The organism is Sphingomonas sp. Marseille-Q8236 (assembly GCF_965112005.1).
Genome location: NZ_CBCOPO010000002.1, coordinates 1,317,893 through 1,340,505, shown reverse-complemented (window position 1 = coordinate 1,340,505; position 22,613 = coordinate 1,317,893). Strand labels below are relative to the sequence as shown.

Here is a 22,613-nt window from a genome sequence, read left to right as displayed (position 1 = left end):
CCGGCGGCCCTGGCGGGAAGGGCAAAGGTCGGAAACGGGACAATGGCGACGGCAGCGGCTTTTCATGCGCGGTCCAAGCGCCTACATCGACGCGTCCATGCGCCCGAAACCCCAAACCTTCGACAAGAAGAAGATCGTCGCCGAGAACCGGCGTGCCCGTTTTGATTATGCGATCGAGACGACCTATGAGGCCGGTATCGCCCTGACCGGGACCGAGGTGAAGTCCCTTCGCTTCGGCGAGGGTTCGATCGCCGAGGCCTATGCCGAGGTTCGCGGCGAGGAGGTGTGGCTGGTCAATTCCAACGTTCCGGAATTCAGCCATGGTAACCGCTTCAACCACGAGGCGAAGCGCCCGCGTAAATTGCTCCTTCATGAGCGCGAGATAAACAAGCTGCATGGAGCGGTGGCGCGCGAGGGCATGACCCTGGTGCCGCTGATGATCTATTTCAATTCGCGCGGTCGCGCGAAGGTGGAGCTGGCGTTGGCGAAGGGCAAGAAGGCGCACGACAAGCGCGATGCGATCAAGGAACGCGATTGGAAGCGTGAGCAGGGCCGTATCCTGCGCGATCGCGGCTGATGGCCTCGGCTGCGCCCACCATGTGGGGCCGCTCTCTGGCCTGGGTCCGGCGCAATATGCCGACCCGCGATTCGATGGAGAAGAACCGGCTGTTGCGGCCGGTCGCGCACCGCGTGCTCGCGCCCGAATTGTGGCGCTTCACCCGGCGATCGGTGCCGCGCGGCGTCGCGCTGGGCGTGGTGGCGGGGTTTCTGTTCCCGCTGGCGCAGATCGCGATCGCGGCGGTCTTCGCGCTGCCCTTTCGCGCCAATGTGCCCGTCGCGGCACTGACCACCTTCATCACCAACCCGCTGACCACGCCGATATTGTGGTTGATCGCCTATCGCATCGGCACCTTCCTGCTGCGGAGCGAGACGCCGCTCAATACCCAGCCGGTGGCCGAGGCCGCGACCGGATGGCTGCAATGGGCGCTGAGCGCCTTTCACTGGCTTTGGGAGCAGGGACCCGCCTTCGGCCTTGGACTGTGCGTGCTGACCGCATCCTGCGCGGTGATCGGCTATGCCGGATCGGCGCTGGGATGGCGGCTATGGATCGCGCGCAAATGGCGTAACCGACGGAAAAGCGCGGCAATCTGATAGCGGTATCGCGGTTTGACGTGACTTTCTAACGGTTTGACTGGGCGTATCGGCTCGCTACAACAGCCGCATCCATCTCCTTTTCGGGAATTCAGATGCGCTCTCTGCTGATCGCCGCTCTTCTTACGACCGCCATTTCCCCCGTCATGGCCCAGACTGCGAACCCCGTCGACAAGGCCGCTGTCGGCCCGGTCAAGCCCAATGCTAAGAACGGTCCCGAAATCGGGGATTTCGGTTTCGACATGGCGGGCCGCGATACGGCGGTGAAGCCGGGCGACGACTTTTTCGATTATTCGAACGGCACCTGGTATAAGAGCACGACGATCCCCGCCGATCGCTCGTCCTACGGCATGTTCCATGTCCTGCAGGATCGCTCGCTGGAGCAGACCCGCACGATTCTGGACGAGGCGACCAAGCAGCCGGGCAACAAGGCGGGCGACTTCTACGCCAGCTTCATGGACGAGGCCGCCGTCAATGCGAAGGGGGCGACCCCGGTCAAGCCGTGGCTGAGCGCCATCAAGGCGACCAAGAGCCGCGACGCGCTGGCGATCGAGATGGCCAAGCTTCAACGGCAGGGCGTCGGCTCGCCGTTCGGCGTCTATATCGGTCAGGACGACAAGGCCCCCGACACCTATATTCCGAACTTCGGCCAGAGCGGTCTGGGTCTGCCCGACCGCGACTATTATCTGAAGGACGATGCCAAGCTGGCGACGATCCGCACCGCCTATCAGGCCTATCTCGCACGGATGCTGACGCTGGCGGGTGAGCCGAATGCCGAGGCGCGCGCGGCGGCGGTGTTCAATTTCGAAAAGGCGATGGCGAACGTCCATTGGACCCGGATCGAAAGCCGCGACGCGGACAAGACCTATAACAAGTGGCTGGCATCGGACTTCGCCGCCAAGGCGCCTGGCTTCCCCTGGGCGCAATATATGCAGACGCTGGGCGTCGCGGGCCGCCCCGCCTATCTGGTGGCCCAGCCGAGCGCGATCACCGGCGAAGCCAAGCTGTATAGCGAGACGCCGCTGAACGTCCTTCAGGACTATGCGATGCTCAAGGTGCTGCGCAGCTATGCGGGTTATCTGTCGAGCGATTTCGACAAGACCAACTTCGCCTTTTACGGCACCACCCTGTCGGGTACGCCGCAGCAGCAGGCGCGGTGGAAGCGGGGCGTGAACCTCGTGTCCGACGGTCTGGGCGAGGAAGTCGGCAAGCAATATGTCGCCAAATATTTCCCGCCCGAATCGAAGGCCGCCGCCGACGCCTTGGTCAAGAATCTGATCGCCGCAATGGGCGACCGGCTGCGCAATCTGGAATGGATGGCGCCCGAGACCAAGCAGAAGGCGCTGGCCAAACTGGCCGCCTTCACGCCCAAGATCGGCTATCCCGACAAGTGGAAGGATTATTCCGCGCTGACCATCCAGCGGGGCGATCTGGTCGGCAATGTCGCGCGCGCCAATGCCTTCGAGTTCCAGCGTGACCTGAAGAAGCTGGGCCAGCCGATCGATCGCGGCGAATGGTTCATGACGCCGATGACGATCAACGCCTATGCCAACCCACCGATGAACGAGATCGTGTTCCCGGCGGCGATCCTCCAGCCGCCCTTCTTCGATCCCAAGGCCGATCCGGCGGTCAATTATGGCGGTATCGGCGCGGTGATCGGGCATGAGATCAGCCACCATTTCGACGATCAGGGTCGCAAATACGACGCGACCGGCAAGCTGACCGACTGGTGGACCGAGCAGGACGTGGCGCGGTTCAAGACCTTCACCGACAAGCTGGTGAAGCAATATGACGGATATGAGCCGCTGGCGGGCCAGCATGTTCAGGGCGAATTGACGCTCGGCGAGAATATCGCCGACCTGGCGGGGCTGACCGTCGCGCTCGATGCCTATCGCAAGTCGCTGGGCGGCAAGCCCGCGCCGGTGATCGACGGCACGACCGGCGACCAGCGCTTCTATTATGGCTGGGCGCAGGTGTGGCGGACCAAGTGGCGCGAACCGGCGCTGCGCCAGGCGCTGCTCTCGGACCCGCATTCGCCGGGACATGAGCGCGTGCTGACCGTGCGCAACCTCGATCCCTGGTATGCGGCGTTCAAGGTGCAGCCGACTGACAAGATGGCGCTGACGCCCGAACAGCGCGTGCGTATCTGGTAACGTTCTGTCGGGAGACGCACTCGGGCGCAGGATCGCGCTTGACCCGTGCCGGGTCGCCGGATGAAGAGTTTCATCATGGCGATTGCGTCTCCCGAAAGATTTACCCCCGTCCGCATCGCGGGCTTCGTATCGCTCCTCAGCGGGGCGGGGGCGGCGGCGCTGCTATTCCTGGCGATCGGCAACTGGATCGTCGCGGCGGGTTTTCTGGCGGTCGCGTTGCTCGCCTTCGGGCTGATCGTCGTCTGGCGCGTGCTGGCCCCGCAGGTCGAGCAGACGCGGCGAAGCGTCGATTGGGATTTCGCGCGCGTCGTCGCCGATGCCAGCCATGATGCAATCGCGGTGACCGACCGGGCGGGGCGACTGGTTTGCGCCAACGACGCCTATGCCTCGCTCTTCCCCATGATGCCGACCCCGCCGGGCGTGCCGCTCGACCAGCCATCGGTCGAGGCGCTGGCGCAGGCTGGGCGGACGGCGTGGCGCGACGGGCTGGGCCGCGCGGACCGGATCGCGGTGATGGGCACTGAATTGTCGGTGCTGGTGACGCGTGCGGGGGACGAGGCCGATCTGCTCGTCTGGCGGTTCGCGGTGGCGCAGGAACAGGATCTGGCCGAATCGGTCGAGCGGCTGATCGGCGGCATCCAGGGCGACCGATTGGGGGCGGCGGGGATCATGGCGGCGTTGATCGCCCCCGACGGTCGCGTCCGCGCCGCCAACCGCGTGCTGTGCGCCCGGGCGATGGGCGGCGAGATGCTCTCGATCGTGGGCCGGGACTTTGCGACGTTCCTGATGCACGATCCCGCCGGTCAGGTCCGCTTCGCTGCCGAGGCCGGCAAGGGCGATGGCCGGCCCTTGCGCATCCTGCAAATTCCCTTTGTCGAGGGCGAGGCCGCACCGATGCTGGTCGTGCTGCTCGACGAGGACGAGCGGCTCGTCGCGCCCGTGGGGGCGAGCGCGGGCAGCCATGTGCGTGGCCTCGTCTCGCTGATGCCATTCGGTATCGCGCTGGTGGACCGCGACGGTCGCTTCCTCCAGATGAATTCCGCGTTCATGCGCGCCGCCGGGGTGAAGGGGACGACCCCGCCTCTCTATCCGGGCGATCTGGTGGTGCGCGAGGACAAGGCGGCGGTGGCCGATGCGATCCGACGCTTTGCCGGGGGGGCGACCCACTCCGCCGATATGGCCGTCCGCCTGAAGGATCATCCGGAAGAGCCCGTCGCGCTGACCATCGCCGGTGCGCGCGGGCTGGGCGATGCGGCGGTGCTGCTCAGCCTCAAGGACAATTCGGAGGAAAGCCGCCTGAAGCGCGAAGTGGCGCAGGCGACCAAGATGCAGGCGGTCGGCCAGTTGGCGGGCGGCGTCGCGCACGACTTCAACAATATCCTGACCGCGATCATCGGGCATTGCGACCTGATGCTGATGCGTCATTCGCCCGGTGACAGCGACTATGACGATATTCAGCAGATCCGCACCAATTCCAACCGCGCGGCCAGCCTGACGCGGCAGTTGCTCGCCTTTTCGCGTCAGCAGACGTTGCGGCCCCAGATCCTGCAATTGCCCGATGTCGTGTCGGAAGTGTCGAACCTGCTCAAGCGCCTGCTGGGCGAACGGGTGCGGCTGAATGTCAGCCATGGCCGCAACCTGGGCCCGGTCCGCGCCGATCCGGGGCAGTTGGAGCAGGTCGTCGTCAATCTGGCGGTCAATGCGCGCGACGCGATCCTGGAGAATGAACCGGCAGGCGGCGGCATCCTGACAATTCAGACTCGGGCGGTGTCGATGGCCGACGTCCGCGCGATGGGCAATGACATCCTCCCTGCGGCCGATTACACCGCACTGACGATCAGCGACAACGGGACGGGCATCCCCCCCGAAATCCTGCCCAAGATATTCGAGCCCTTTTTCACCACGAAGGAGCTGGGCAAGGGGACCGGGCTAGGCCTGTCGACCGTGTACGGCATCATCAAACAGTCGGGGGGCTATATCTTCGCCGATTCGCCGTCGGGCGGGGGAGCCAAATTCTCCATTTATCTGCCGGTCCACGCCGCACCCGCCATGCCGACGGCCAAGTCCAGTCCCGAAAAGCCAGCCGCCCGCGCGGCCACGCCATGGGGATCGGGCACGATCCTGCTGGTCGAGGATGAGGACATGGTCCGCGCGGTCGCGGAGCGCGCCTTGTCGCGACAGGGCTATACGGTGATCGCGGCCGAGAATGGCGAGGCCGCGTTGGAGCTGCTGGACAAGCATGGCAAGCCAGACCTGCTGATCTCCGACGTGGTCATGCCGACCATGGACGGCCCGACGATGGTCGGCATCGTTCGCAAACGCTATCCCGACCTCGCCGTCCTGTTCATGTCGGGCTATGCCGAGGAACAGCTCCGAAAGTCGATCACGCTGCCCAATGTCGGTTTCCTGCCCAAGCCCTTCTCCGTGCAGGATCTGGCCGAAGCGACCCAGGCGGCTCTGTCGCGCGGTCCGGTGGCTTAACGCCGGTTCGTAACAAGCGGCTGGCGGACGGCGCAAACCATGGTATGGCGGTGCCGATGACAGAGCCCGTGCAAATCCTCATCGTCGAGGACGAACCCCTGATCGCCATGATGCTCGAGGATTTCCTGGACGTCCTCGACAAACAGGTCGCGGGCACCGTCGACAGCGTCGATGACGCGCTGGCGCGGGTGGCTCAGGGCGGTATCGACGCCGCCATTCTCGACGTCAACCTGCGCGGCGGCCAGAAGAGCACCCCCGTCGCCGAAGCGTTGGCCGAGCGCGGCGTTCCCTTCGTCTTCGCCACCGGCGGGTCGGACGATTCGGTGGACGAGCGGTTCCGCGACCGTCCGCGCCTGCAAAAGCCGTTCACCATGGACGGTGTGGCCAAGGCGCTCGGCTCGCTTTGACCTTTCTATTCCTCCCCATCTCCCATGGGGAGGGAGGCGCCGCGACGCAGCGGTGAAGGGAGCGGGCCACCTCTCGCTTCATAGGCGCGCAATGCCCGCGTTGCGAAATTTGCTTGCGTCAAAGCCCCGTCTGGCGACATAGGCCTGCGCCATGACACGCCAATTCGATAAGTCCCGCCTGCCGTCTCGCCACGTTTCCGTCGGCCCAGAACGCGCTCCGCATCGCAGCTATTATTACGCGATGGGTATCCAGGAAGAGGATATCGCCAAGCCGTTCGTCGCGCTGGCGAGTGCGGGGAACAACTCAGCCCCGTGCAACACGACGCTCGATGCGCAGGCGGACGCCGCGCAGGGCGGGGTGATCCGTGGCGGCGGAATGCCGCGCCGGTTCAACACCATCACCGTCACCGACGGCATCGCGATGGGCCATCAGGGGATGAAGTCCTCGCTGGTCAGCCGCGAGGTGATCGCCGATTCGGTCGAACTTTCGGTGCGTGGCCATTGCTATGACGCGCTGGTCGGCTTTGCGGGGTGCGACAAGTCGTTGCCCGGCATGATGATGGCGATGCTGCGCCTGAACGTGCCGTCGATCTTCGTCTATGGCGGCTCGATCCTGCCCGGTCGGCACCATGACCGCGACGTGACCGTGGTCGATGTGTTCGAGGCGGTGGGCCAGCATGCGGCGGGCAATTGCCCGCTCCATGACCTGATCGCGCTGGAAAAGGTCGCCTGTCCCGGCCACGGTGCGTGCGGCGGCCAGTTCACCGCCAACACCATGGCGTGCGTGGGCGAAGCCATCGGCCTGTCGCTGCCCAACAGCAACATGATGCCCGCACCCTTCCTCGACCGTCACGGCATTGCCGAGGCGGCGGGCGAGCAGGTGATGGAGCTGGTCGCGCGCAACCTGCGCCCGCGTGACATCTGCACCCGCGAGGCGTTCGAAAATGCCGCGCGCGTCGTCGCCGCGACCGGCGGTTCGACCAATGCCGGGCTTCACCTGCCTGCGATGGCGAACGAAGCGGGCATCGACTTCGATCTGTTCGATGTGGCCGAAATCTTCAAGACCACGCCCTATATCGCCGACCTCAAGCCCGGCGGCCGCTATGTCGCCAAGGACATGTACGAGGCGGGCGGCGTCTATATGCTGATGAAGACGCTGCTGGCGGGCGGTTACCTGCATGGCGATTGCATCACCGTGACCGGCAAGACGCTGGCCGAGAATATCGATGAGGTCACCTGGAACCCCGATCAGAAGGTCATCTACGACGTGAAGACGCCGCTGTCGCCGACCGGCGGCGTGGTGGGCCTGCGCGGGTCGCTGGCGCCTGAAGGAGCGATCGTGAAGGTCGCGGGCATGAAGCGCCTGCAGTTCGAAGGCACCGCACGGGTCTTCGATTGCGAGGAAGAGGCGTTCGCCGCGGTCGAGGCCCGCGCCATCACCGAGGGCACCGTGGTCGTCATCCGCTATGAAGGGCCCAAGGGCGGCCCCGGCATGCGCGAGATGCTGTCGACCACCGCCGCGCTCTATGGACAGGGGCTGGGCGAGAAGGTGGCGCTGATCACCGATGGCCGTTTCTCGGGCGGCACGCGTGGTTTCTGCATCGGCCATGTCGGCCCGGAAGCTGCCGATTGCGGTCCGATCGCGCTGGTCGAGAATGGCGACGTCATCCGCATCGATGCGGAGGCGGGCACCATCGACCTGGCCGTCGAGCCCTCGGTGCTGGACGAGCGTCGCGCGCGCTGGACCCCGCGGGTGAACGATTACCAGGCGGGCGTGTTGTGGCGCTATGCCCAGAATGTCGGCCCCGCGCATCAGGGCGCGGTCACCCATCCCGGCGCCAAGAGCGAGCGCCATGTCTATGCGGACATCTGATTGGCTGCCGCTGGCCGGCGCTCTGGCGCTGGCCGGCTGTTCGGGCGAACAGGGCGGGCAGGGGACGGAGCCATCCGATGCCCCCGCCGCCGAGCAGCGGAGCCTGCCGATCGAATGCGCGTTGGGTGGAGCGCAAGCTTTCCGCCGCGACTGTACGGTGGAGCAATCGGCCGCGGGTGACGCGGTGGTTCTGACCCTGCGGCATGGCGATGGCGGTTTCCGGCGGCTACGCGTGACCCAGGACGGCCATGGCGTCGCCAGCGCGGACGGGGCGCTGCCGGCGCTGGTTTCGATCGCTGGTGGCGATCAGATCGAGGTGCGGGTCGGCGACGACCGTTATCGCCTGCCCGCAACGGTCGGTGGACGATGATCCCGATCGATGGTCGCCCGATTCTGACCGCTGCACAGATGCGGGCTGCGGAAGGGCAAGCCATCGCCGATGGCAGTTCGGAAGCGGAATTGATGGACCGCGCCGGGGCCGGGATCGCGCGGGAGGTGGCAAGACTGGCGGGCGGGCGCGAGCTGCTGATCCTGTGCGGGCCCGGCAATAACGGCGGCGACGGCTATATCGCGGCGACCCTGTTGCGCGAGCAGGGGCTGACGGTTCGCGTCGCAGCCAGCGACGAGCCACGCGGCAACGGGGCGCGTCGTGCCAGAGCGGGCTGGGACGGTCCGGTCGAGCCATTGGCCGACGCCAAACCCGCCCCCATTCTGGTCGACGCGATATTCGGCACCGGTCTTTCCCGCGCGCCCGACGCGGCGGTCGCGTCCGCGCTGTCCCGACTGACGGCGGCGGCCTGGCTGAGCATCGCGGTCGATCTGCCCAGTGGCGTGTCGAGCGACGACGGCGCGCTGTTCGGCGATGTACCGATTTTCGACGTCACGCTGGCGCTTGGGGCGGTGAAGCCTTCGCATCTGCTTCAGCCCGCCGCCGCGCGGGTCGGGCAGGTCCGGTTGATCGAGATCGGGGTGCCGGTGTCCGGCAAAGTCCGCGCGATGACGCGGCCCGATCTGCCCGAGCCCGATGCGACGTCGCACAAATATAGCCGCGGGATGGTCGCCGTCGTGGCCGGAAGCATGTCGGGCGCATCGGAACTGGCGGCGGTGGCGGCGTTGCGCGCCGGGGCGGGTTATGTCCTCCATCTCGCCAGCGCGGCCCCGCCGGGCCCGGCGCAGCCCCATGCCATTGTCCGACGCGCCTTTTCGCCGGACGCTTTGGCCGAGGAGCGAATCGGCGCGATCGTTGTCGGACCGGGGCTGGGGCGCGATGACCAGGCCCGCGATCGCCTGGAGGCGGCGCTGGCGAGCGGACGGCCTCTTGTCATCGATGGCGACGCGCTTCGGCTGATCGATGTCGAGCGTCTACACCGGCATGACGGACCGAAGATTCTGACCCCGCATGGCGGCGAGTTCGCGCATCTGTTCGCAGACACGAGCGGTGGCAAGCTGGCCGCGACACTCCGCGCCGCCGAGCGCAGCGGCGCGACCGTCGTTCATAAGGGCGCGGATACGGTCATAGCGGCCCCCGATGGCCGCGCGATCCTGTGCCCGGAAGCCAGTCCGTGGTTGTCGACTGCCGGGACCGGCGATGTGCTGGCCGGCGCGGTCGGCGCGATGCTGGCGGCCGGCCTCGATCCGCTGGCGGCGGCAGAGGCGGGGGTCTGGCTCCACGCCCAGGCCGCGCGGGCGTGCGGCAAGGCTTTCATCGCGGACGACTTGGCAGACGCGCTTTCCGCCGTCAGAGGCTGATCGCATGAGCGATACCATCATCCGCGTCGCCGCCCGAGGCGATGGCGTGACCGAGAACGGGCGACATGCCGCCCTTGCCGCGCCCGGCGATATTCTTTCGGCGGACGGCACGATCACGCCCGGCCCGCATCACCGGACGCCTCCCTGCGGCCATTTCCCACGTTGCGGCGGATGTCAGCTTCAGCATCTGGACGACGAAAGCTATGCGGGCTTCGTCACCGACCGTATCGCCTCGGCCCTCGACGCACAGGGCCTGACCGCCCCGCTGCGCCCCGCCCATCTGTCGCCGCCACGCAGCCGGAGGCGCGCGACCCTTCATGCGGAGGCCAAGGGGGGCCGCGTGCTGATCGGCTTTTCGGAGGAAAAGAGCCACGCGATCGTCGACATCGCCGAATGCCATATCCTCGATCCGGTGCTCTTCGCCCTGGTCGCTCCGCTCCGGGCGTTGTTGCAGCGATTGGGGTTCAAGCGGCGCGGCGACGTTCATCTGGCGCTGGCGGATCAGGGAGCGGACATTCTGGTCACGGGCTTCTCGCCCGACGGGCTGGAAGCGGCGGAGACGATCATCGGCTTTTGCGAGCGGCACGGCGTCGCGCGCTTCTCGGTCGATGACGGGCTGGGCCCGGAGACGCGGTGGGAGCCGGAGCCGGTGACCATCACCCTGGGCGGGATCGGCGTCCCCCTGCCGCCCGGTGCCTTTCTACAGGCGACGCCGGACGGAGAGGCGGCCCTGGTCGCCGCCGTGCTGGAGGCGGTCGGCCAACCGCGCACCACGGCGGATCTGTTCGCAGGGCTCGGCACCTTCGCGCTCGCGTTGCCGGGGAAGGTCTATGCGGCGGAGGGCGCGCGGGATGCCATCCTGTCGCTGAAGGGCGCCGCCAATGCGCAGCGGCGGCCGGTCTTTGCAGAGCATCGCGACCTGTATCGTCGCCCGCTGACCAAGGCGGAGCTGGACCGTTTCGACGCCATCGTGCTCGATCCGCCGCGTGCGGGGGCGCGGGACCAGGCGGATGCGCTGGCCAGCGCCGATGTCGGTGCCGTCGCCTATGTTTCGTGCAATCCGGCAAGCTTTGCGCGGGATGCGCGGGCGATGGTCGATCAGGGATGGCAGCTCGAATGGGTCCAGCCGGTGGGCCAGTTCCGCTGGTCGACCCATGTCGAACTGGCGGCGCGGTTCGTGCGTCAGGCTTCGTCCGGGTAATCCGCCCGGACGAAGAACAGCCCGTCGGACGGCGCGTTCAGTCCCAGTTGCGCCCGGTCGCGCGCCGCCAGTGCCGCCGCGACATCGTCGGGCGCCCAGCGGCCCATGCCGACCAGCGCAAGGCAGCCGACCATCGACCGCACCTGATGATGGAGGAACGATCGGGCCGCCGCTCGGATAAGAAGCCGCGGCCCGTCCCGCTCGACCGATAGCAGGTCCAGCGTCCGCACTGGGCTGTCCGCCTGGCAATGCGCCGAGCGAAAGGTGGTGAAGTCATGCCGTCCGACCAGCCGGCCCGCGGCATCGGCCATGGCGGCCTCGTCCAGCGGCTGGGGAATTTGCCAGGCGAGCCCGGCTTCATGCGTCAGCGGCGCTCGGCGGTTGACGATGCGATATTCATAGGACCGTCGGATGCACGAAAAGCGTGCATGCCAGTCGTCGGCGACCTCGACGCATTCCAGCACCGCGACGGGGGCGGGGCGGGCGCGGGCGTTGATCGCCTCCATCAGTCGAAACGGCGTGATCGCCTTTTCGATATCGACATGCGCCCGCATCGCCAGCCCGTGCACGCCCGCATCGGTCCGTCCTGCCGCATGGACGGCGGTCCGCTCCCCCGTCACGGCATGGATGGCGTCCTCCAGCGCCTGCTGGACGCTGGGTCCGTGCGACTGACGCTGCCAGCCCATGAAGGGCCGCCCGTCATACTCGACCGTCAGGGCAAAGCGCGTCAAAGCCGGGTGCCCGCCGGGATCGCAAAGCCGCGCAGCAATTCCTCTGCGCTCGACACGCCACGGCCCGCGCGCTGAACGATTAGCGGGCGCAGGGCCGACGTGCCGCACGCTATGGTCAGCCGGTCGTCCAGAACTTCTCCCGGCGCACCCGATGCGTTCTCGATGTCGGCGGACAGCAGCTTGATCCGCTCCCCCAGATGCTCGAACCAGGCGCCGGGGGCGGGATGGAAGGCGCGAACCTGTCGCTCCAGTTCGACGGCTTCCCGCGTAAAGTCCATCCGTGTCTCCGCCTTGTCGATCTTGGCGGCATAGGTGACGCCCTCGACCGGCTGGGGCCGTGCCGGATAGCGATCCGGATCGGCCAGCACACGGACCATCAGTTCGGCCCCCATCGCTGCCAGTTCGTCGGTCAGTTCGCCGGTGGTCTTGCGCCCGATCGGCGTCGATCCCTCCAGCCGGACCGGGCCGGTATCCAGCCCCGCCTCCATCTGCATGATCCCGACGCCCGTCACCGCGTCCCCCGCCAGGATCGCGCGCTGGATCGGCGCGGCACCGCGCCAGCGAGGCAGCAGCGAGCCATGCACGTTCAGGCACCCCAGGCGCGGCGCGGCCAGGATCGGCGGCGGCAGGATCAGGCCATAGGCGGCCACGACCGCGACATCCGCGTCGAACCCGGCAAAGCGCGCCTGCTCCTCCGCATGGCGCAGGCTGACCGGCGTCAGGACGGGGATGTTCAGTGCCTCCGCCGCCTGTTGGACTGGCGAGGGGACGAGTTGCCGCCCGCGCCGTCCGCCAGGACGCGGCGGCTGGCTATAGCTGGCGACGATGTCGTGTCCGGCCCGTGCCAGCGCGTCCAGAACCGGGACGGCAAAGCCCGGCGTACCCATGAAGATGATCCGCATGGCGAAGGTCTCTCTTCGCTGGCGGGATGGCGCGCAAGCCCCTATCTGTTCATCATGGCATCCCCCGAGATCGAGGCGCTGACCCAGGCGCTGGCGCGTATTCCCGGCCTTGGCCCCCGGTCGGCCCGGCGCGCGGTTTTGCACCTGCTCAAGAAGCGCGAGGCGGCGTTGGCTCCTTTGCTGTCGGCGTTGAGCGCGGTGGAGGAGCGGCTGGAAACCTGCGCGGTGTGCGGCAACATCGACACGGCCAATCCATGCGCCATCTGTGTCGATCCGCGGCGGGATGCGGGTGCCTTGTGCGTGGTGGAAGAGGTCGCCGACCTCTGGGCGCTGGAGCGGTCGCGGTTGTTCCCCGGCCGCTTCCATGTCCTGGGCGGACGGCTGTCGGCGCTGGAGGGCGTGCGGCCCGAGGATCTGGCGATCGACGCTCTGGTCCGCCGGATCGAGGAAGGCGGCATCGACGAGGTCGTGCTTGCGATGAACGCCACGCTGGAGGGCCAGACCACCGCCCACTACATCGCCGAGCGGATCGAGCGTTTTCCGGTGCGGGTGACCCAGCTCGCGCATGGCCTGCCGGTCGGCGGCGAACTCGACTATCTGGACGAGGGGACGCTGGCACAGGCGCTACGGGCGCGGCGTCCCGTGGTCTGATGCGCCGTCTTGACGGTCCCCGGCCCGCACCGTAGCGAAACCGTCATGGCCATTCTTCCCATCGTCGAAGTTCCCGACCCCCGCCTGCGTCTCGTCTCCAAGCCTGTGGAGGCGGTCGATGACTCGATCCGTCAGCTCGTTACCGACATGATCGACACCATGTATGACGCGCACGGCATCGGGCTGGCGGCGATCCAGGTCGGCGTCGACAAGCGGGTGCTCGTCATCGACCTTCAGGAGGAAGAGGATGAAGAGGGCAAGCCGGTCAAGAACCCGCGCGCCTATATCAATCCGGAAATCCTGTCGGTCAGCGACGAGCTGTCGACCTATAATGAAGGCTGCCTGTCCATCCCCGAGCAATATGCCGAGGTGAAGCGGCCTGCGCGCTGCCAGGTCAAATGGCTGGACGAGAAGGGCGACGCGCATGAGGCCGAACTCGATGGCCTGCTCGCCACCTGTATGCAGCATGAGATCGACCATTTGAACGGCGTATTGTTCATCGATCATGTCAGCCGGTTGAAGCGTGACATGCTGATGCGCAAGCTGGGCAAGCTGCGCAAAGCCTGATCGCGGCCCGGATCGATCGGGCGGGGGGCGATTACCCCCTGTTCGATCCCGGTCGTTCGTTCTATGTTCCGACCTGTCCTTGGTTCTGACAGGTTTACATGATGCCCGAATTGATCGTCGTCGTGCTTCTGGCGTTCCTTGTCGGGGGACTGGCCGGCTGGCTGGCCGGACGGCGAAAGGCCGATGGGCTGGCCGCCGAGCTGGCGACGGCGAAGGCACGCGCGGCGGAGATCGATCCGCTGCGCGCCGCCCGCGATAGTGCCGAACGCGACAAGAGCGAGGCGCTCCAGGCGCTGGCCGAATTGCGCGGTCGCGCGGCCGATCTGGACGTGATCCGGGCGGCACGCGATGCGGTGGAGGCCGAGCGCAACGCGGCGTTGCGCGATCTGGCCGAGCTTCAGGCGCGGGCGCAGGAGCGCGAGGCGGCGCACGCGCTGACGCTGGAGGCGCTGGGCAAGGCGCGCGAGCAGATCAACACGCAATTCGGCGAGGCGGCGGCCCGGGCGCTGGAAGTGGCGCAACGCCAGTTCCTCGAGCGCGCCGAGGCCCGGTTCCGCCAATCGGAAGAGGCCTCTGGGCAGACGCTCAAGGCGCTGCTCGATCCCGTACACCAGCGGCTCCAGCGTTACGAGGAAGGCGTCCGCAAGGTCGAGGACGAACGCCGCGACGCGTTCGGTGAACTCAAGGGCCAGATCGAGGCGATGCGGATCGGGCAGGAGCGGGTGTCGGGCGAGGCGGCCAAGCTGGTCAATGCGCTGCGCAACGCCCCCAAGGCACGCGGGCGCTGGGGCGAGCAGCAGTTGCGCAACGTTCTGGAAAGCTGTGGGCTGTCCGAACATGCCGATTTTCAGACCGAGGTCAGCGTGGATGATGGCGAGGGCGGGCGACTGCGGCCCGACGCGATCGTGCGCGTGCCGGGCGGCAAGGCGCTGGTGATCGATGCGAAGGTTTCGCTCAACGACTATCAGGACGCGTTCGGCGCGGTGGACGAGGTCGAGCGGCTGGCCGGGCTGTCGCGCCACGCCGCCGCGATGCGCGCGCACGTCAATGGCCTGGGCAACAAGAGCTATTGGAACCAGTTCGAGGATGCGCCCGACTATGTCATCATGTTCGTGCCGGGCGAGCATTTCCTGTCGGCGGCGCTGGAGCATGACCCGACGCTGTGGGATTTCGCGTTCGACAAGCGCGTGCTGCTGGCGACGCCGACCAATCTGATCGCCATCGCGCGGACGGTCGCGGCCGTGTGGCGGCAGGAAAAGCTGGCGCAGGAAGCGCGGCAGATCGGGGCGCTGGGCAAGGAGCTCTATGCGCGTCTCGCCGTGATGGGCGGACATGTGTCGAAGCTGGGCAAGAATCTCGACACCGCGATGACGGCCTACAACGCCTTTGTCGGCAGCTTGGAAAGCCAGGTACTGACCAGCGCGCGACGGTTCGAGACGCTGAACATCGACACCGGTGGCAAGAGCATCGATTCGCCGCCCATTGGCGAACAGGCGGTGCGGCCGTTGACGAAGTTGATGCCGGTGGCGGAACTCGCCGGTGCGGGCGAGGCGGAGGAAGTCTCTGGGTAGGGGGAGGCCCTGTCGGTCGGGGCATCGCCTTCGACTTCGCTCATGTTGGACGAAGGTGGGGGGCGGCGGCTACAGCCTCAGCACCGGTCGCATTGACCGAATTCGAAGTGCAAGGGAATTGCTGTCCCCGCGGCAACCACCCTTACCCCACCGAACGACGCCGGGCTCGTCAGCCCGCCTTTGCGCCGCCCTGTTGCGCCAGCACCTCATAGGCCATGACCGCGGTCGCCACCGCCGCGTTCAGGCTGTCCGCCTTACCCAGCATCGGGATTTTGACCAACGTGTCGCAGGCGGCGGCATAGTCGTCCGGCATTCCCTGGGCCTCATTACCCGTCAGAAGGAAGGTCGGAGCGGCATAGCGCGCGGCGCGATAGTCCGAATCGGTGTCGAGGCTCAGGCCGACCAACTGGCCCGGTCCCTGACGCAGCCAGTCGAGGAAAGGCTGCCATTCGCTGCGCACGATCGGCACGGTGAACAGCGCCCCCATGCTGGCGCGAACCGCCTCGACGGAGAAGGGGTCGACGCATTCGCCGATCAGGATCAGGCCGCCCGCGCCGACCGCATCGCCGGTGCGCAGGATCGTGCCCAGATTGCCCGGATCGCGAAGCCGCTCGGCGACCAGCCATATGCCCGCCTTGGACCGATCGAGCGAATCGAGCGGAACGGCGAATTCCTCGAACACCCCGACCACCGCCTGCGGATTGTCCTTGCCCGACAGCTTGGACAGGATGTCGGGCGTCGTCTCGATCGCCTCACCCTCCGACGCTTCGACCGCCTCAATCAATTCCCGGACCAGCGGATGGCCGGCGGAAGGCTTGGCGTAGAATAGCAGGGTGGGCAGGCGGCCCGTCTCGCGCGCTTCGGTCAGGATGCGCAGACCCTCGGCGAGGAACTGCCGATATTGTTTCCGATGGCGCTTGTCGCGCAGGTCGCGGGCCCACTTGATCAGCGGGTTGGAGTAAGCGGTAATTTCGCGCGGCATGTCAGTCTTCGCCGAACTTCGCTTCCACCAGCGCGGCCAGGGCCTCGACCGTCTGGTCCGCGCCATCGCCCTGCGCGCTGATCGTGATGGTATCACCCATGGCGGCGCCCAGCATCATCAGCCCCATGATCGAAGTGCCCGTCACCGTGCTGCCATCCTTGCCGACGCGCACCTCGCAAGGCTGTGCGGAGGCGAGGGTGACGAATTTCGCACTGGCGCGGGCGTGAAGGCCCCGGCGATTGGTGATGAGGACCGACCGCGACTGCTCCGTCATGCGGCGGCCTCGCCGAGCACTTCGGAAGCGACCGAGATATATTTGCGCCCAGCCTCGCGCGCGGCGGCGACGGCATCGACCACCTGCATCGACTTGCGCGCTGAACCCAGCCGGATCAGCATCGGCAGGTTCATCCCCGCGATCACCTCCACCCGGCCGCGTTCCATCAGCGAAATGGCAAGGTTGGAGGGCGTACCCCCGAACAGGTCGGTCAGCACGATCACGCCGCGACCCGCATCGACCGTGGCGATGGCGGCGGCGATGTCGGCGCGCCGCTCCTCCATATCGTCCTCGGGCCCGATCGCGATGGTCGCGATCCGCTCCTGAGGGCCGACCACGTGAATCATCGCGGTCACGAACTCATCGGCGAGCCGCCCGTGCGTCACCAGAACCAGACCGATCATGTCAGACACGCATATCCATCATTGCTTGGCCGGCCCGGCTTCCAGTGAGTCTTTTGGCACGGCACTCAAATCACGATGTACCACCGTGGGCGAAAAACCGCCCCGGCGCAACCGTTCCGCGATCCGTTCGGCGACATGGACGGAGCGATGTCTCCCTCCGGTACACCCGATCGCGATGGTGATATAGGATTTGCCCGACGCGATGTAACGGGGGACCAGCGTGTCCAGCAGCGTCTCGATCTGTTCCAGCGATGTCTCATAGGCCGGGTCGTGCCGGATATAGTCGATCACCCCCTGATCCAGGCCGGTGCCGGGGCGCAGTTCGGCCGACCAATGGGGGTTGCGCAGGAACCGCATGTCGAACACCAGGTCGGCGTTGCGCGGCAGCCCCTTGGAAAAGCCGAAGGACATCACAGTCAGCACCGGCTCGCTCAATCCCTCGACCGCGTAATTGGCACGGATCCAGCCGCCCAGATCGTTGCTGGTCATGTTGGTGGTGTCGAGCAGCCGGTCCGCCATGTCGCGTACCGGGGCCAGCAGGGCACGTTCATGCGCGATGCCGTCATCGGCGGCGCGGTCTATCGCCAGGGGGTGGCGATGCCGCGTCTCGGCATAGCGGCGCTTCAATTCCTCGCCACCGCAATTCAGGAACAACGTCTCGATCGCCAGATTGGGGCTCTCGTTGAGGCGGCGGATGCTCTGGGTGATCTGATTGGGCGCGAAGTCGCGGGTGCGCACGCCGATGCTGATCGCCAGCGGCCGGTTCTTGCCCTCCATGCCGCGCGGCGGTGCGGCCTCCAGCAGCCCGTCGAGCAGGAAGAGCGGCAGATTGTCCACCACCTCCCAGCCGAGATCCTCCAGTGTCTTGAGAGTCGTGGAGGTGCCGGCGCCGGACATGCCGGTGACCAACAATATGCGTTTGCGATCCATCACTAGCGATCCTTGAGGCGCGTGACCCATAGTTCGACCTTGATCGGCGCCGAAGCAGGGAGAGGATTGAGCCTATAAAGCGGAAGTGTGACGCCTGCGATCACCGTTTCGCGCTCAAAGGGCAAGCGTTCCTCTTCGATGGGGTCGGCGATCAGGTCGATCACCAGCCCGATGGTTGCGGTCGGGCGATGGGGCAGAGTGACGATCCCGACGCCGCGCACCTCGATCAGCCCCGCGATCCTGTCCGCTACGGTGGCGCGGAGCCGCCCCTCGACGGGCTCGACCCGCACATAATCGTCGCCGACCAGCATCGCGCCGCGATCGATCAGCCGAAGCGCTAGATCGGATTTCCCCGCGCCGGAGGGGCCGCGCAATAGCAGGCCGGTTTCGCCGACGATCACGCAGGAGGCATGGACCAGTTCGCCGCTGTCCCGTGTGTCAGTATCCGCCATCATGCCACTGGGGCGAGCGGCAGGCGGACGACGAAGCGCGCACCGCTCAGCCGGTCCTCGCGCGACTCGACATGGATGCGCCCCTGATGCGCCTCGACGATGGTGCGGGCGATGGCCAGGCCCAGGCCCGAATGCTGGCCGAACCCCTCCGAGCTCGGGCGGATCGAATGGAAGCGGCGGAAGATCGCCTCGCGCGCCTCGTCGGGCACGCCTGGGCCTTCGTCCTCGACTCGGACGACCAGATCGTCCTGCTCGCGCGACAGGCTGATCGCCACCACGGCTTCGTCGGGGGAGAAGGACAGGGCGTTGGAGATCAGATTTTCGAACACCCGCTCCAGCCGTGCGCCTTCGCCGGCGATAAGGGCGGGCCCCGGCTCCGTCGCATCGAAGCGCAGGCGGATGCCCCGTTCAACGCCGCGCGCCTCGCGCTGGTCGATCAGCCCGGCGAGCAGGGCGTGGAGATCGACGGGGTCGAATTTGGCGCGGCTCAACTGCGCGTCCAGGCGCGACGCGTCCGAGATGTCGGTAATCAGCCGGTCGAGCCGCCGCACATCGTCGCGCACGATCGCCAGCAATTGCGCTTGCAGATCGGGGTCGTGCACCGTCTCCAGCGTGTCCACTGCGGAGCGAAGCGACGCCAGCGGGTTCTTGAGCTCGTGGGTGACATCGGCGGCAAAGGCCTCGGTCGCGTCGATCCGGGCGCGCAGGGCCAGGCTCATGTCCGACAGCGCGCGGGCGAGCATACCCAGTTCGTCGCGACGATCGGGTAGGCGCGGCACGACGACTTCGCGTGCACGCCCCAGCCGGACGCGGACCGCCGCGCGCGCCAGACGTCGCAGGGGGCGGACGATGGTACGAGCGAGGAAGAGCGACAGCAGGACCGAGATCAGCGAGACGAGCGCCAGCACTACGCTCAACCGGAACCGTTCGATCCGAACGGTCGCGGTGATGAAGCGGGCATTTTCGGTCGCCATGATCGCACCGCCGCTGGGCAGGGGGGCCGCAGCGGTGATGACGGGGGTGCGGTCCGGCGCGCGCCAGACCGAGGCGGAGACGTTACCCTGTCGCGCGGCGCGGACATCTGGCCATTCCGCCCCCTCGCGCCGTTCGCGATAGAGCGGCGGGCGGGCTGCGCCGACCACCGTGTCGATTCCGGCGTCGAGGAAGCGGGCGATGGATTGCCCCAGATCCTGTTTGTCGGGATCCCGCAGCACGACATTGCGGACCCCCAGCGCCCGGCTGTCACCGACCAACCGTCCCTTCGCATCGTACAGTCGGATACGGGCCCCCGTGTCGCGGGCGAGGCGATCGATCAGCAGATCACGCGCCTCGCTGCGCACCGAGGTCAGCGCCTCGCCCATCAACCGGACTTCGCGGAGCGACTGCGCCACGCGATTGTCGAGCAGCCGGGTGCGGTAGGAGTCAAGATAGAAGAAGCCGCCTGCGAGCAACAGCAGGGCGAAGATGTTGATCGCCAGAATCCGCTGCGTCAGCGAAATCTGGCCCGACCAGCGCAACGCCAGGTCGGGGGCTTCACTCCTCGGAGAATCGGTAGCCGGCGCCATAGAGCGTCTCGATGGCGTCGAATTCGGGGTCTACCTGTCGGAACTTGCGGCGCAGGCGCTTGATATGGCTGTCGATGGTGCGGTCATCGACATAGATGTCGTCCTGATAGGCGGCATCCATCAACTGGTTGCGGGTGCGCACGATGCCCGGCCGCTGCGCCAGCGTTTCGAGGATCAGGAACTCGGTGACCGTCAGCGTCACCGGCTCGCCCTTCCACGTCACGCGGTGGCGGGCCGGGTCCATCGACAAGGCGCCGCGCGACAGCGGACCCTGCGCATCGGCGGCGGGCGCGCCCTGCGCCGTGCCGACATATTCCGAACGGCGCAGGATGGCGCGGATTCGCGCGATCAGCAGGCGCTGGGAAAAGGGCTTGGCGATATAATCGTCCGCCCCCATCGCCAAGCCCAGCGCCTCGTCCAGTTCGTCGTCCTTGCTGGTCAGGAAGATGACCGGAATCTGGCTCTTCTCACGCAAGCGACGGAGCAGTTCCAATCCGTCCATGCGCGGCATCTTGATGTCGAAGATCGCCAGATCGGGCGGATTGTCGATCAACGCCTTCAGCGCCGCCTCGCCATCGGCATAGACACGGGTGACGAAACCCTCCGCCTGAAGCGCGATCGATACCGATGTCAGGATGTTGCGGTCGTCATCGACCAGCGCGATCGTCGCGGTCATGCGATGACCCTGGCCTTGAGCGTTGCGTGCGAAGGAACCGCCATGCGCATCGGTTAAGCCAAAGCGCGGCACGGCTCAACCGTCTTCACGCATCGGCGTGTTTGACGTGTTAAACAAATTCGCTATGACATGGTGAACGCATGGCTGATGGGCGTGTGATGAAAATGGTGTCCGGGCCATCGCGACCGGCATCAAGGGGAACGAGGAGGCTCTATGAACGAACGGATTCCGGAGATCGGCTTGCAGGCGCAGGGGATCGAGACCCGCGCCACGCTCCATTGGAACCTGGTCACCGCGCGGCTGATCGAGACGGCGGTCGCACGCGGCGAGGGCAAGCTGTCCGCCGACGGTCCGCTCGTCGTCGAGACGGGCGAGCACACCGGTCGCTCGGCGCAGGACAAGTTCATGGTCCGCGACGACGAGACCCGCGACACCGTATGGTGGGGCAAGACCAACAAGCCCATGAGCCCCGACGATTTCGCCGCACTGAAGGCCGACTTCTTCGCAGCGCTCGGCCAGAAGGAAGACCTGTTCGTCCAGGATCTCTATGGCGGGTCGCAGCCCGAGCACCGGGTCCGCGTCCGCGTGGTGACCGAACTCGCTTGGCACAATCTGTTCATCCGCACCATGCTGGTCCGCCCGGAAGAGCATGAGCTGCGCGCGTTCGTCGCCGACTATACCATCATCGACCTGCCAAGCTTCCGCGCCGATCCGGCGCGTCATGGCTGCCGTTCCTCGACCGTGATCGCGGTCAATATGACCGAGAAGCTGATCCTGATCGGCGGCACGCGCTATGCTGGCGAGATGAAGAAGTCGGTCTTTGGCCTGCTCAACTATCTGCTGCCGACGACGGGCGTGATGCCCATGCACTGTTCGGCCAATATGGGCGCGGACGGATCGACGGCGGTGTTTTTCGGCCTGTCGGGCACCGGCAAGACGACGCTGTCGGCGGATGCCAGCCGCACGCTGATCGGCGATGACGAGCATGGCTGGTCCGACACGGCGGTCTTCAATTTCGAGGGCGGCTGCTACGCCAAGATGATCCGCCTGTCGCCCGAGGCGGAGCCGGAAATCTTCGCCACGACCAAGCGGTTCGGCACCGTCCTGGAAAACGTGGTCATGGACCCGGTCACGCGTCAGCTCGACCTGAACGACAACAGCCTGGCCGAGAACAGCCGGGGCGCCTATCCGATCGACTTCATCCCCAATGCGTCCAAGGACAATATGGGGGGCGTGCCGCGCAATATCGTGATGCTGACCGCCGATGCTTACGGCATCCTGCCGCCGATCGCGAAGCTGACGCCCGAACAGGCGATGTATCATTTCCTGTCCGGCTATACCGCACGCGTCGCAGGGACCGAGATCGGCGTGACCGAGCCGGACGCGACCTTCTCGACCTGTTTCGGCGCGCCGTTCATGCCGCGTCATCCCTCGGTCTATGGCAATCTGCTGAAGGAGCGGATCGCCAAGGGCGGCGTCGATTGCTGGCTGGTCAACACCGGCTGGACGGGCGGTAAATATGGCGTCGGCCATCGCATGCCGATCAAGGCGACCCGCGCGCTGCTGAATGCCGCGCTCGACGGCAGCCTGAACCATGTCGAGTTCCGGACCGATCCGAATTTCGGCTTCCAGGTGCCCGTGGCGGTGCCGGGTGTCGATCCGGCGATCCTGAACCCGCGCGAGACCTGGGCGGACAGCGCAGCCTATGACGCGACGGCGGCCAAGTTGGTCGATCTGTTCAACGAAAATTTCAAGCAGTTCGCCGAACATGTCGACGAGGGCGTCCGGGCGGCCGCGCCGAAGGTTTCGGTCCCGGCCTGATCGACGATGGGGAGGGCGTTCGTCGTAAGCGTCCTCCCTTGGCCTTCGACTTCGCTCAGGCTGAACGGCGG

22 protein-coding genes are annotated in these 22,613 nt (G+C 66.7%); 13 read left to right on the top strand and 9 right to left on the bottom strand.

What is annotated here, in order from left to right:
• Window positions 1–97: 97 nt before the first annotated feature.
• The 9 genes from smpB to ACWPWT_RS18565 all read left to right on the top strand — a co-directional run bounded on the left by smpB (window position 98) and on the right by ACWPWT_RS18565 (window position 11,016).
• Window positions 98–577, top strand: a complete 480-nt coding sequence (smpB, locus tag ACWPWT_RS18605) for an SsrA-binding protein SmpB (RefSeq protein ID WP_261267843.1) — start codon at window positions 98–100, stop codon at window positions 575–577.
• Window positions 577–1,152 carry a DUF2062 domain-containing protein gene (locus tag ACWPWT_RS18600; RefSeq protein ID WP_454280915.1) on the top strand — a complete coding sequence of 192 codons (576 nt, stop codon included), beginning with the start codon at window positions 577–579 and terminating at the stop codon, window positions 1,150–1,152. Before smpB ends, ACWPWT_RS18600 begins: the two co-directional genes overlap by 1 nt.
• A 95-nt stretch (window positions 1,153–1,247) precedes the next feature.
• Complete coding sequence (locus ACWPWT_RS18595; protein ID WP_454280914.1) at window positions 1,248–3,305, top strand: M13 family metallopeptidase; 2,058 nt, start codon at window positions 1,248–1,250, stop codon at window positions 3,303–3,305.
• A 75-nt stretch (window positions 3,306–3,380) separates the two neighbouring features.
• On the top strand, window positions 3,381–5,786 hold the full coding sequence (locus tag ACWPWT_RS18590; RefSeq protein WP_454280913.1) for a response regulator: 2,406 nt from the start codon (window positions 3,381–3,383) through the stop codon (window positions 5,784–5,786).
• A gap of 56 nt (window positions 5,787–5,842) precedes the next feature.
• Window positions 5,843–6,193 (top strand): response regulator, encoded by a 351-nt coding sequence (locus ACWPWT_RS18585; protein ID WP_261267839.1) that lies wholly within the window; start codon window positions 5,843–5,845, stop codon window positions 6,191–6,193.
• A 151-nt stretch (window positions 6,194–6,344) separates the two neighbouring features.
• Window positions 6,345–8,066 (top strand): dihydroxy-acid dehydratase, encoded by a 1,722-nt coding sequence (gene ilvD / locus ACWPWT_RS18580; RefSeq protein WP_261267838.1) that lies wholly within the window; start codon window positions 6,345–6,347, stop codon window positions 8,064–8,066.
• Window positions 8,053–8,436: a hypothetical protein gene (locus tag ACWPWT_RS18575; RefSeq protein ID WP_454280912.1), complete on the top strand. Its 384-nt coding sequence runs from the start codon at window positions 8,053–8,055 to the stop codon at window positions 8,434–8,436. The genes ilvD and ACWPWT_RS18575 overlap by 14 nt, the downstream gene beginning before the upstream one ends.
• The gene (locus tag ACWPWT_RS18570) at window positions 8,433–9,815 is read left to right on the top strand and encodes an NAD(P)H-hydrate dehydratase (protein ID WP_454280911.1); all 1,383 of its coding nucleotides are present in this window, start codon (window positions 8,433–8,435) and stop codon (window positions 9,813–9,815) included. The genes ACWPWT_RS18575 and ACWPWT_RS18570 overlap by 4 nt, the downstream gene beginning before the upstream one ends.
• 4 nt (window positions 9,816–9,819) lie before the next feature.
• Window positions 9,820–11,016 (top strand): class I SAM-dependent RNA methyltransferase, encoded by a 1,197-nt coding sequence (locus tag ACWPWT_RS18565; protein ID WP_454280910.1) that lies wholly within the window; start codon window positions 9,820–9,822, stop codon window positions 11,014–11,016.
• Here the strand turns inward: ACWPWT_RS18565 and truA are convergent.
• Together truA and fmt are read right to left on the bottom strand one after the other, a co-directional pair.
• Window positions 10,998–11,747 (bottom strand): tRNA pseudouridine(38-40) synthase TruA, encoded by a 750-nt coding sequence (gene truA, locus ACWPWT_RS18560; RefSeq protein ID WP_454280909.1) that lies wholly within the window; start codon window positions 11,745–11,747, stop codon window positions 10,998–11,000. The two genes, ACWPWT_RS18565 and truA, sit on opposite strands and share 19 nt — an antisense overlap.
• Complete coding sequence (gene fmt, locus ACWPWT_RS18555; RefSeq protein WP_454280908.1) at window positions 11,744–12,649, bottom strand: methionyl-tRNA formyltransferase; 906 nt, start codon at window positions 12,647–12,649, stop codon at window positions 11,744–11,746. Before fmt ends, truA begins: the two co-directional genes overlap by 4 nt.
• 54 nt (window positions 12,650–12,703) lie before the next feature.
• Between fmt and recR the strand changes: the two genes are divergently transcribed.
• The 3 genes from recR (at window position 12,704) to rmuC (ending at window position 15,438) form a co-directional block, all read left to right on the top strand.
• Window positions 12,704–13,300 carry a recombination mediator RecR gene (recR, locus tag ACWPWT_RS18550; RefSeq protein ID WP_261267832.1) on the top strand — a complete coding sequence of 199 codons (597 nt, stop codon included), beginning with the start codon at window positions 12,704–12,706 and terminating at the stop codon, window positions 13,298–13,300.
• A 45-nt stretch (window positions 13,301–13,345) separates the two neighbouring features.
• On the top strand, window positions 13,346–13,867 hold the full coding sequence (gene def / locus ACWPWT_RS18545) for a peptide deformylase (protein WP_261267831.1): 522 nt from the start codon (window positions 13,346–13,348) through the stop codon (window positions 13,865–13,867).
• Window positions 13,868–13,968: 101 nt separating this feature from the next.
• A complete protein-coding gene (rmuC, locus tag ACWPWT_RS18540) occupies window positions 13,969–15,438 on the top strand; it encodes a DNA recombination protein RmuC (RefSeq protein WP_454281007.1) in 1,470 nt (489 codons plus the stop codon).
• Between the two features lie 169 nt (window positions 15,439–15,607).
• Here the strand turns inward: rmuC and ACWPWT_RS18535 are convergent, their stop codons facing one another.
• From ACWPWT_RS18535 to ACWPWT_RS18505, 7 genes are read right to left on the bottom strand one after another with little or no spacing between them, the layout of a single operon-like run.
• Complete coding sequence (locus ACWPWT_RS18535; RefSeq protein ID WP_261267829.1) at window positions 15,608–16,420, bottom strand: TrmH family RNA methyltransferase; 813 nt, start codon at window positions 16,418–16,420, stop codon at window positions 15,608–15,610.
• 1 nt (window position 16,421) lies between these two features.
• Window positions 16,422–16,694, bottom strand: a complete 273-nt coding sequence (locus ACWPWT_RS18530; RefSeq protein ID WP_454280907.1) for an HPr family phosphocarrier protein — start codon at window positions 16,692–16,694, stop codon at window positions 16,422–16,424.
• Window positions 16,691–17,098 carry a PTS sugar transporter subunit IIA gene (locus ACWPWT_RS18525; protein WP_042482384.1) on the bottom strand — a complete coding sequence of 136 codons (408 nt, stop codon included), beginning with the start codon at window positions 17,096–17,098 and terminating at the stop codon, window positions 16,691–16,693. Before ACWPWT_RS18525 ends, ACWPWT_RS18530 begins: the two co-directional genes overlap by 4 nt.
• Before the next feature lie 18 nt (window positions 17,099–17,116).
• On the bottom strand, window positions 17,117–18,028 hold the full coding sequence (gene rapZ / locus ACWPWT_RS18520; protein WP_454280906.1) for an RNase adapter RapZ: 912 nt from the start codon (window positions 18,026–18,028) through the stop codon (window positions 17,117–17,119).
• Window positions 18,029–18,030: 2 nt separating this feature from the next.
• Entirely contained in the window at window positions 18,031–18,480 is a 450-nt protein-coding gene (locus ACWPWT_RS18515) for an HPr kinase/phosphorylase (protein WP_454280905.1), read from the bottom strand.
• Window positions 18,480–20,045, bottom strand: coding sequence for a stimulus-sensing domain-containing protein (locus ACWPWT_RS18510; protein WP_454280904.1), 1,566 nt, complete (start codon window positions 20,043–20,045; stop codon window positions 18,480–18,482). The genes ACWPWT_RS18515 and ACWPWT_RS18510 overlap by 1 nt, the downstream gene beginning before the upstream one ends.
• Window positions 20,014–20,721, bottom strand: a complete 708-nt coding sequence (locus tag ACWPWT_RS18505; protein WP_454280903.1) for a response regulator — start codon at window positions 20,719–20,721, stop codon at window positions 20,014–20,016. The genes ACWPWT_RS18510 and ACWPWT_RS18505 overlap by 32 nt, the downstream gene beginning before the upstream one ends.
• Window positions 20,722–20,934: 213 nt before the next feature.
• Here ACWPWT_RS18505 and ACWPWT_RS18500 point away from each other — a divergent pair, with 213 nt between their 5' ends.
• The gene (locus tag ACWPWT_RS18500; protein WP_454280902.1) at window positions 20,935–22,542 is read left to right on the top strand and encodes a phosphoenolpyruvate carboxykinase; all 1,608 of its coding nucleotides are present in this window, start codon (window positions 20,935–20,937) and stop codon (window positions 22,540–22,542) included.
• Window positions 22,543–22,613: the final 71 nt, after the last annotated feature.

Coding starts and splice junctions, on each gene's coding strand:
- ACWPWT_RS18590 (WP_454280913.1), top strand. CDS start 3,381: ATGGCGATTGCGTCTCCCGAAAGATTTACCCCCGTCCGCATCGCGGGC.
- smpB (WP_261267843.1), top strand. CDS start 98: ATGCGCCCGAAACCCCAAACCTTCGACAAGAAGAAGATCGTCGCCGAG.
- ACWPWT_RS18585 (WP_261267839.1), top strand. CDS start 5,843: ATGACAGAGCCCGTGCAAATCCTCATCGTCGAGGACGAACCCCTGATC.
- ACWPWT_RS18525 (WP_042482384.1), bottom strand. CDS start 17,098: ATGATCGGTCTGGTTCTGGTGACGCACGGGCGGCTCGCCGATGAGTTC.
- ACWPWT_RS18500 (WP_454280902.1), top strand. CDS start 20,935: ATGAACGAACGGATTCCGGAGATCGGCTTGCAGGCGCAGGGGATCGAG.
- ACWPWT_RS18515 (WP_454280905.1), bottom strand. CDS start 18,480: ATGGCGGATACTGACACACGGGACAGCGGCGAACTGGTCCATGCCTCC.
- ACWPWT_RS18535 (WP_261267829.1), bottom strand. CDS start 16,420: ATGCCGCGCGAAATTACCGCTTACTCCAACCCGCTGATCAAGTGGGCC.
- rmuC (WP_454281007.1), top strand. CDS start 13,969: ATGCCCGAATTGATCGTCGTCGTGCTTCTGGCGTTCCTTGTCGGGGGA.
- fmt (WP_454280908.1), bottom strand. CDS start 12,649: ATGCGGATCATCTTCATGGGTACGCCGGGCTTTGCCGTCCCGGTTCTG.
- ACWPWT_RS18570 (WP_454280911.1), top strand. CDS start 8,433: ATGATCCCGATCGATGGTCGCCCGATTCTGACCGCTGCACAGATGCGG.
- ACWPWT_RS18530 (WP_454280907.1), bottom strand. CDS start 16,694: ATGACGGAGCAGTCGCGGTCGGTCCTCATCACCAATCGCCGGGGCCTT.
- ACWPWT_RS18510 (WP_454280904.1), bottom strand. CDS start 20,045: ATGGCGCCGGCTACCGATTCTCCGAGGAGTGAAGCCCCCGACCTGGCG.
- rapZ (WP_454280906.1), bottom strand. CDS start 18,028: ATGGATCGCAAACGCATATTGTTGGTCACCGGCATGTCCGGCGCCGGC.
- ACWPWT_RS18600 (WP_454280915.1), top strand. CDS start 577: ATGGCCTCGGCTGCGCCCACCATGTGGGGCCGCTCTCTGGCCTGGGTC.
- ilvD (WP_261267838.1), top strand. CDS start 6,345: ATGACACGCCAATTCGATAAGTCCCGCCTGCCGTCTCGCCACGTTTCC.
- ACWPWT_RS18505 (WP_454280903.1), bottom strand. CDS start 20,721: ATGACCGCGACGATCGCGCTGGTCGATGACGACCGCAACATCCTGACA.
- ACWPWT_RS18575 (WP_454280912.1), top strand. CDS start 8,053: ATGCGGACATCTGATTGGCTGCCGCTGGCCGGCGCTCTGGCGCTGGCC.
- ACWPWT_RS18565 (WP_454280910.1), top strand. CDS start 9,820: ATGAGCGATACCATCATCCGCGTCGCCGCCCGAGGCGATGGCGTGACC.
- ACWPWT_RS18595 (WP_454280914.1), top strand. CDS start 1,248: ATGCGCTCTCTGCTGATCGCCGCTCTTCTTACGACCGCCATTTCCCCC.
- def (WP_261267831.1), top strand. CDS start 13,346: ATGGCCATTCTTCCCATCGTCGAAGTTCCCGACCCCCGCCTGCGTCTC.
- recR (WP_261267832.1), top strand. CDS start 12,704: ATGGCATCCCCCGAGATCGAGGCGCTGACCCAGGCGCTGGCGCGTATT.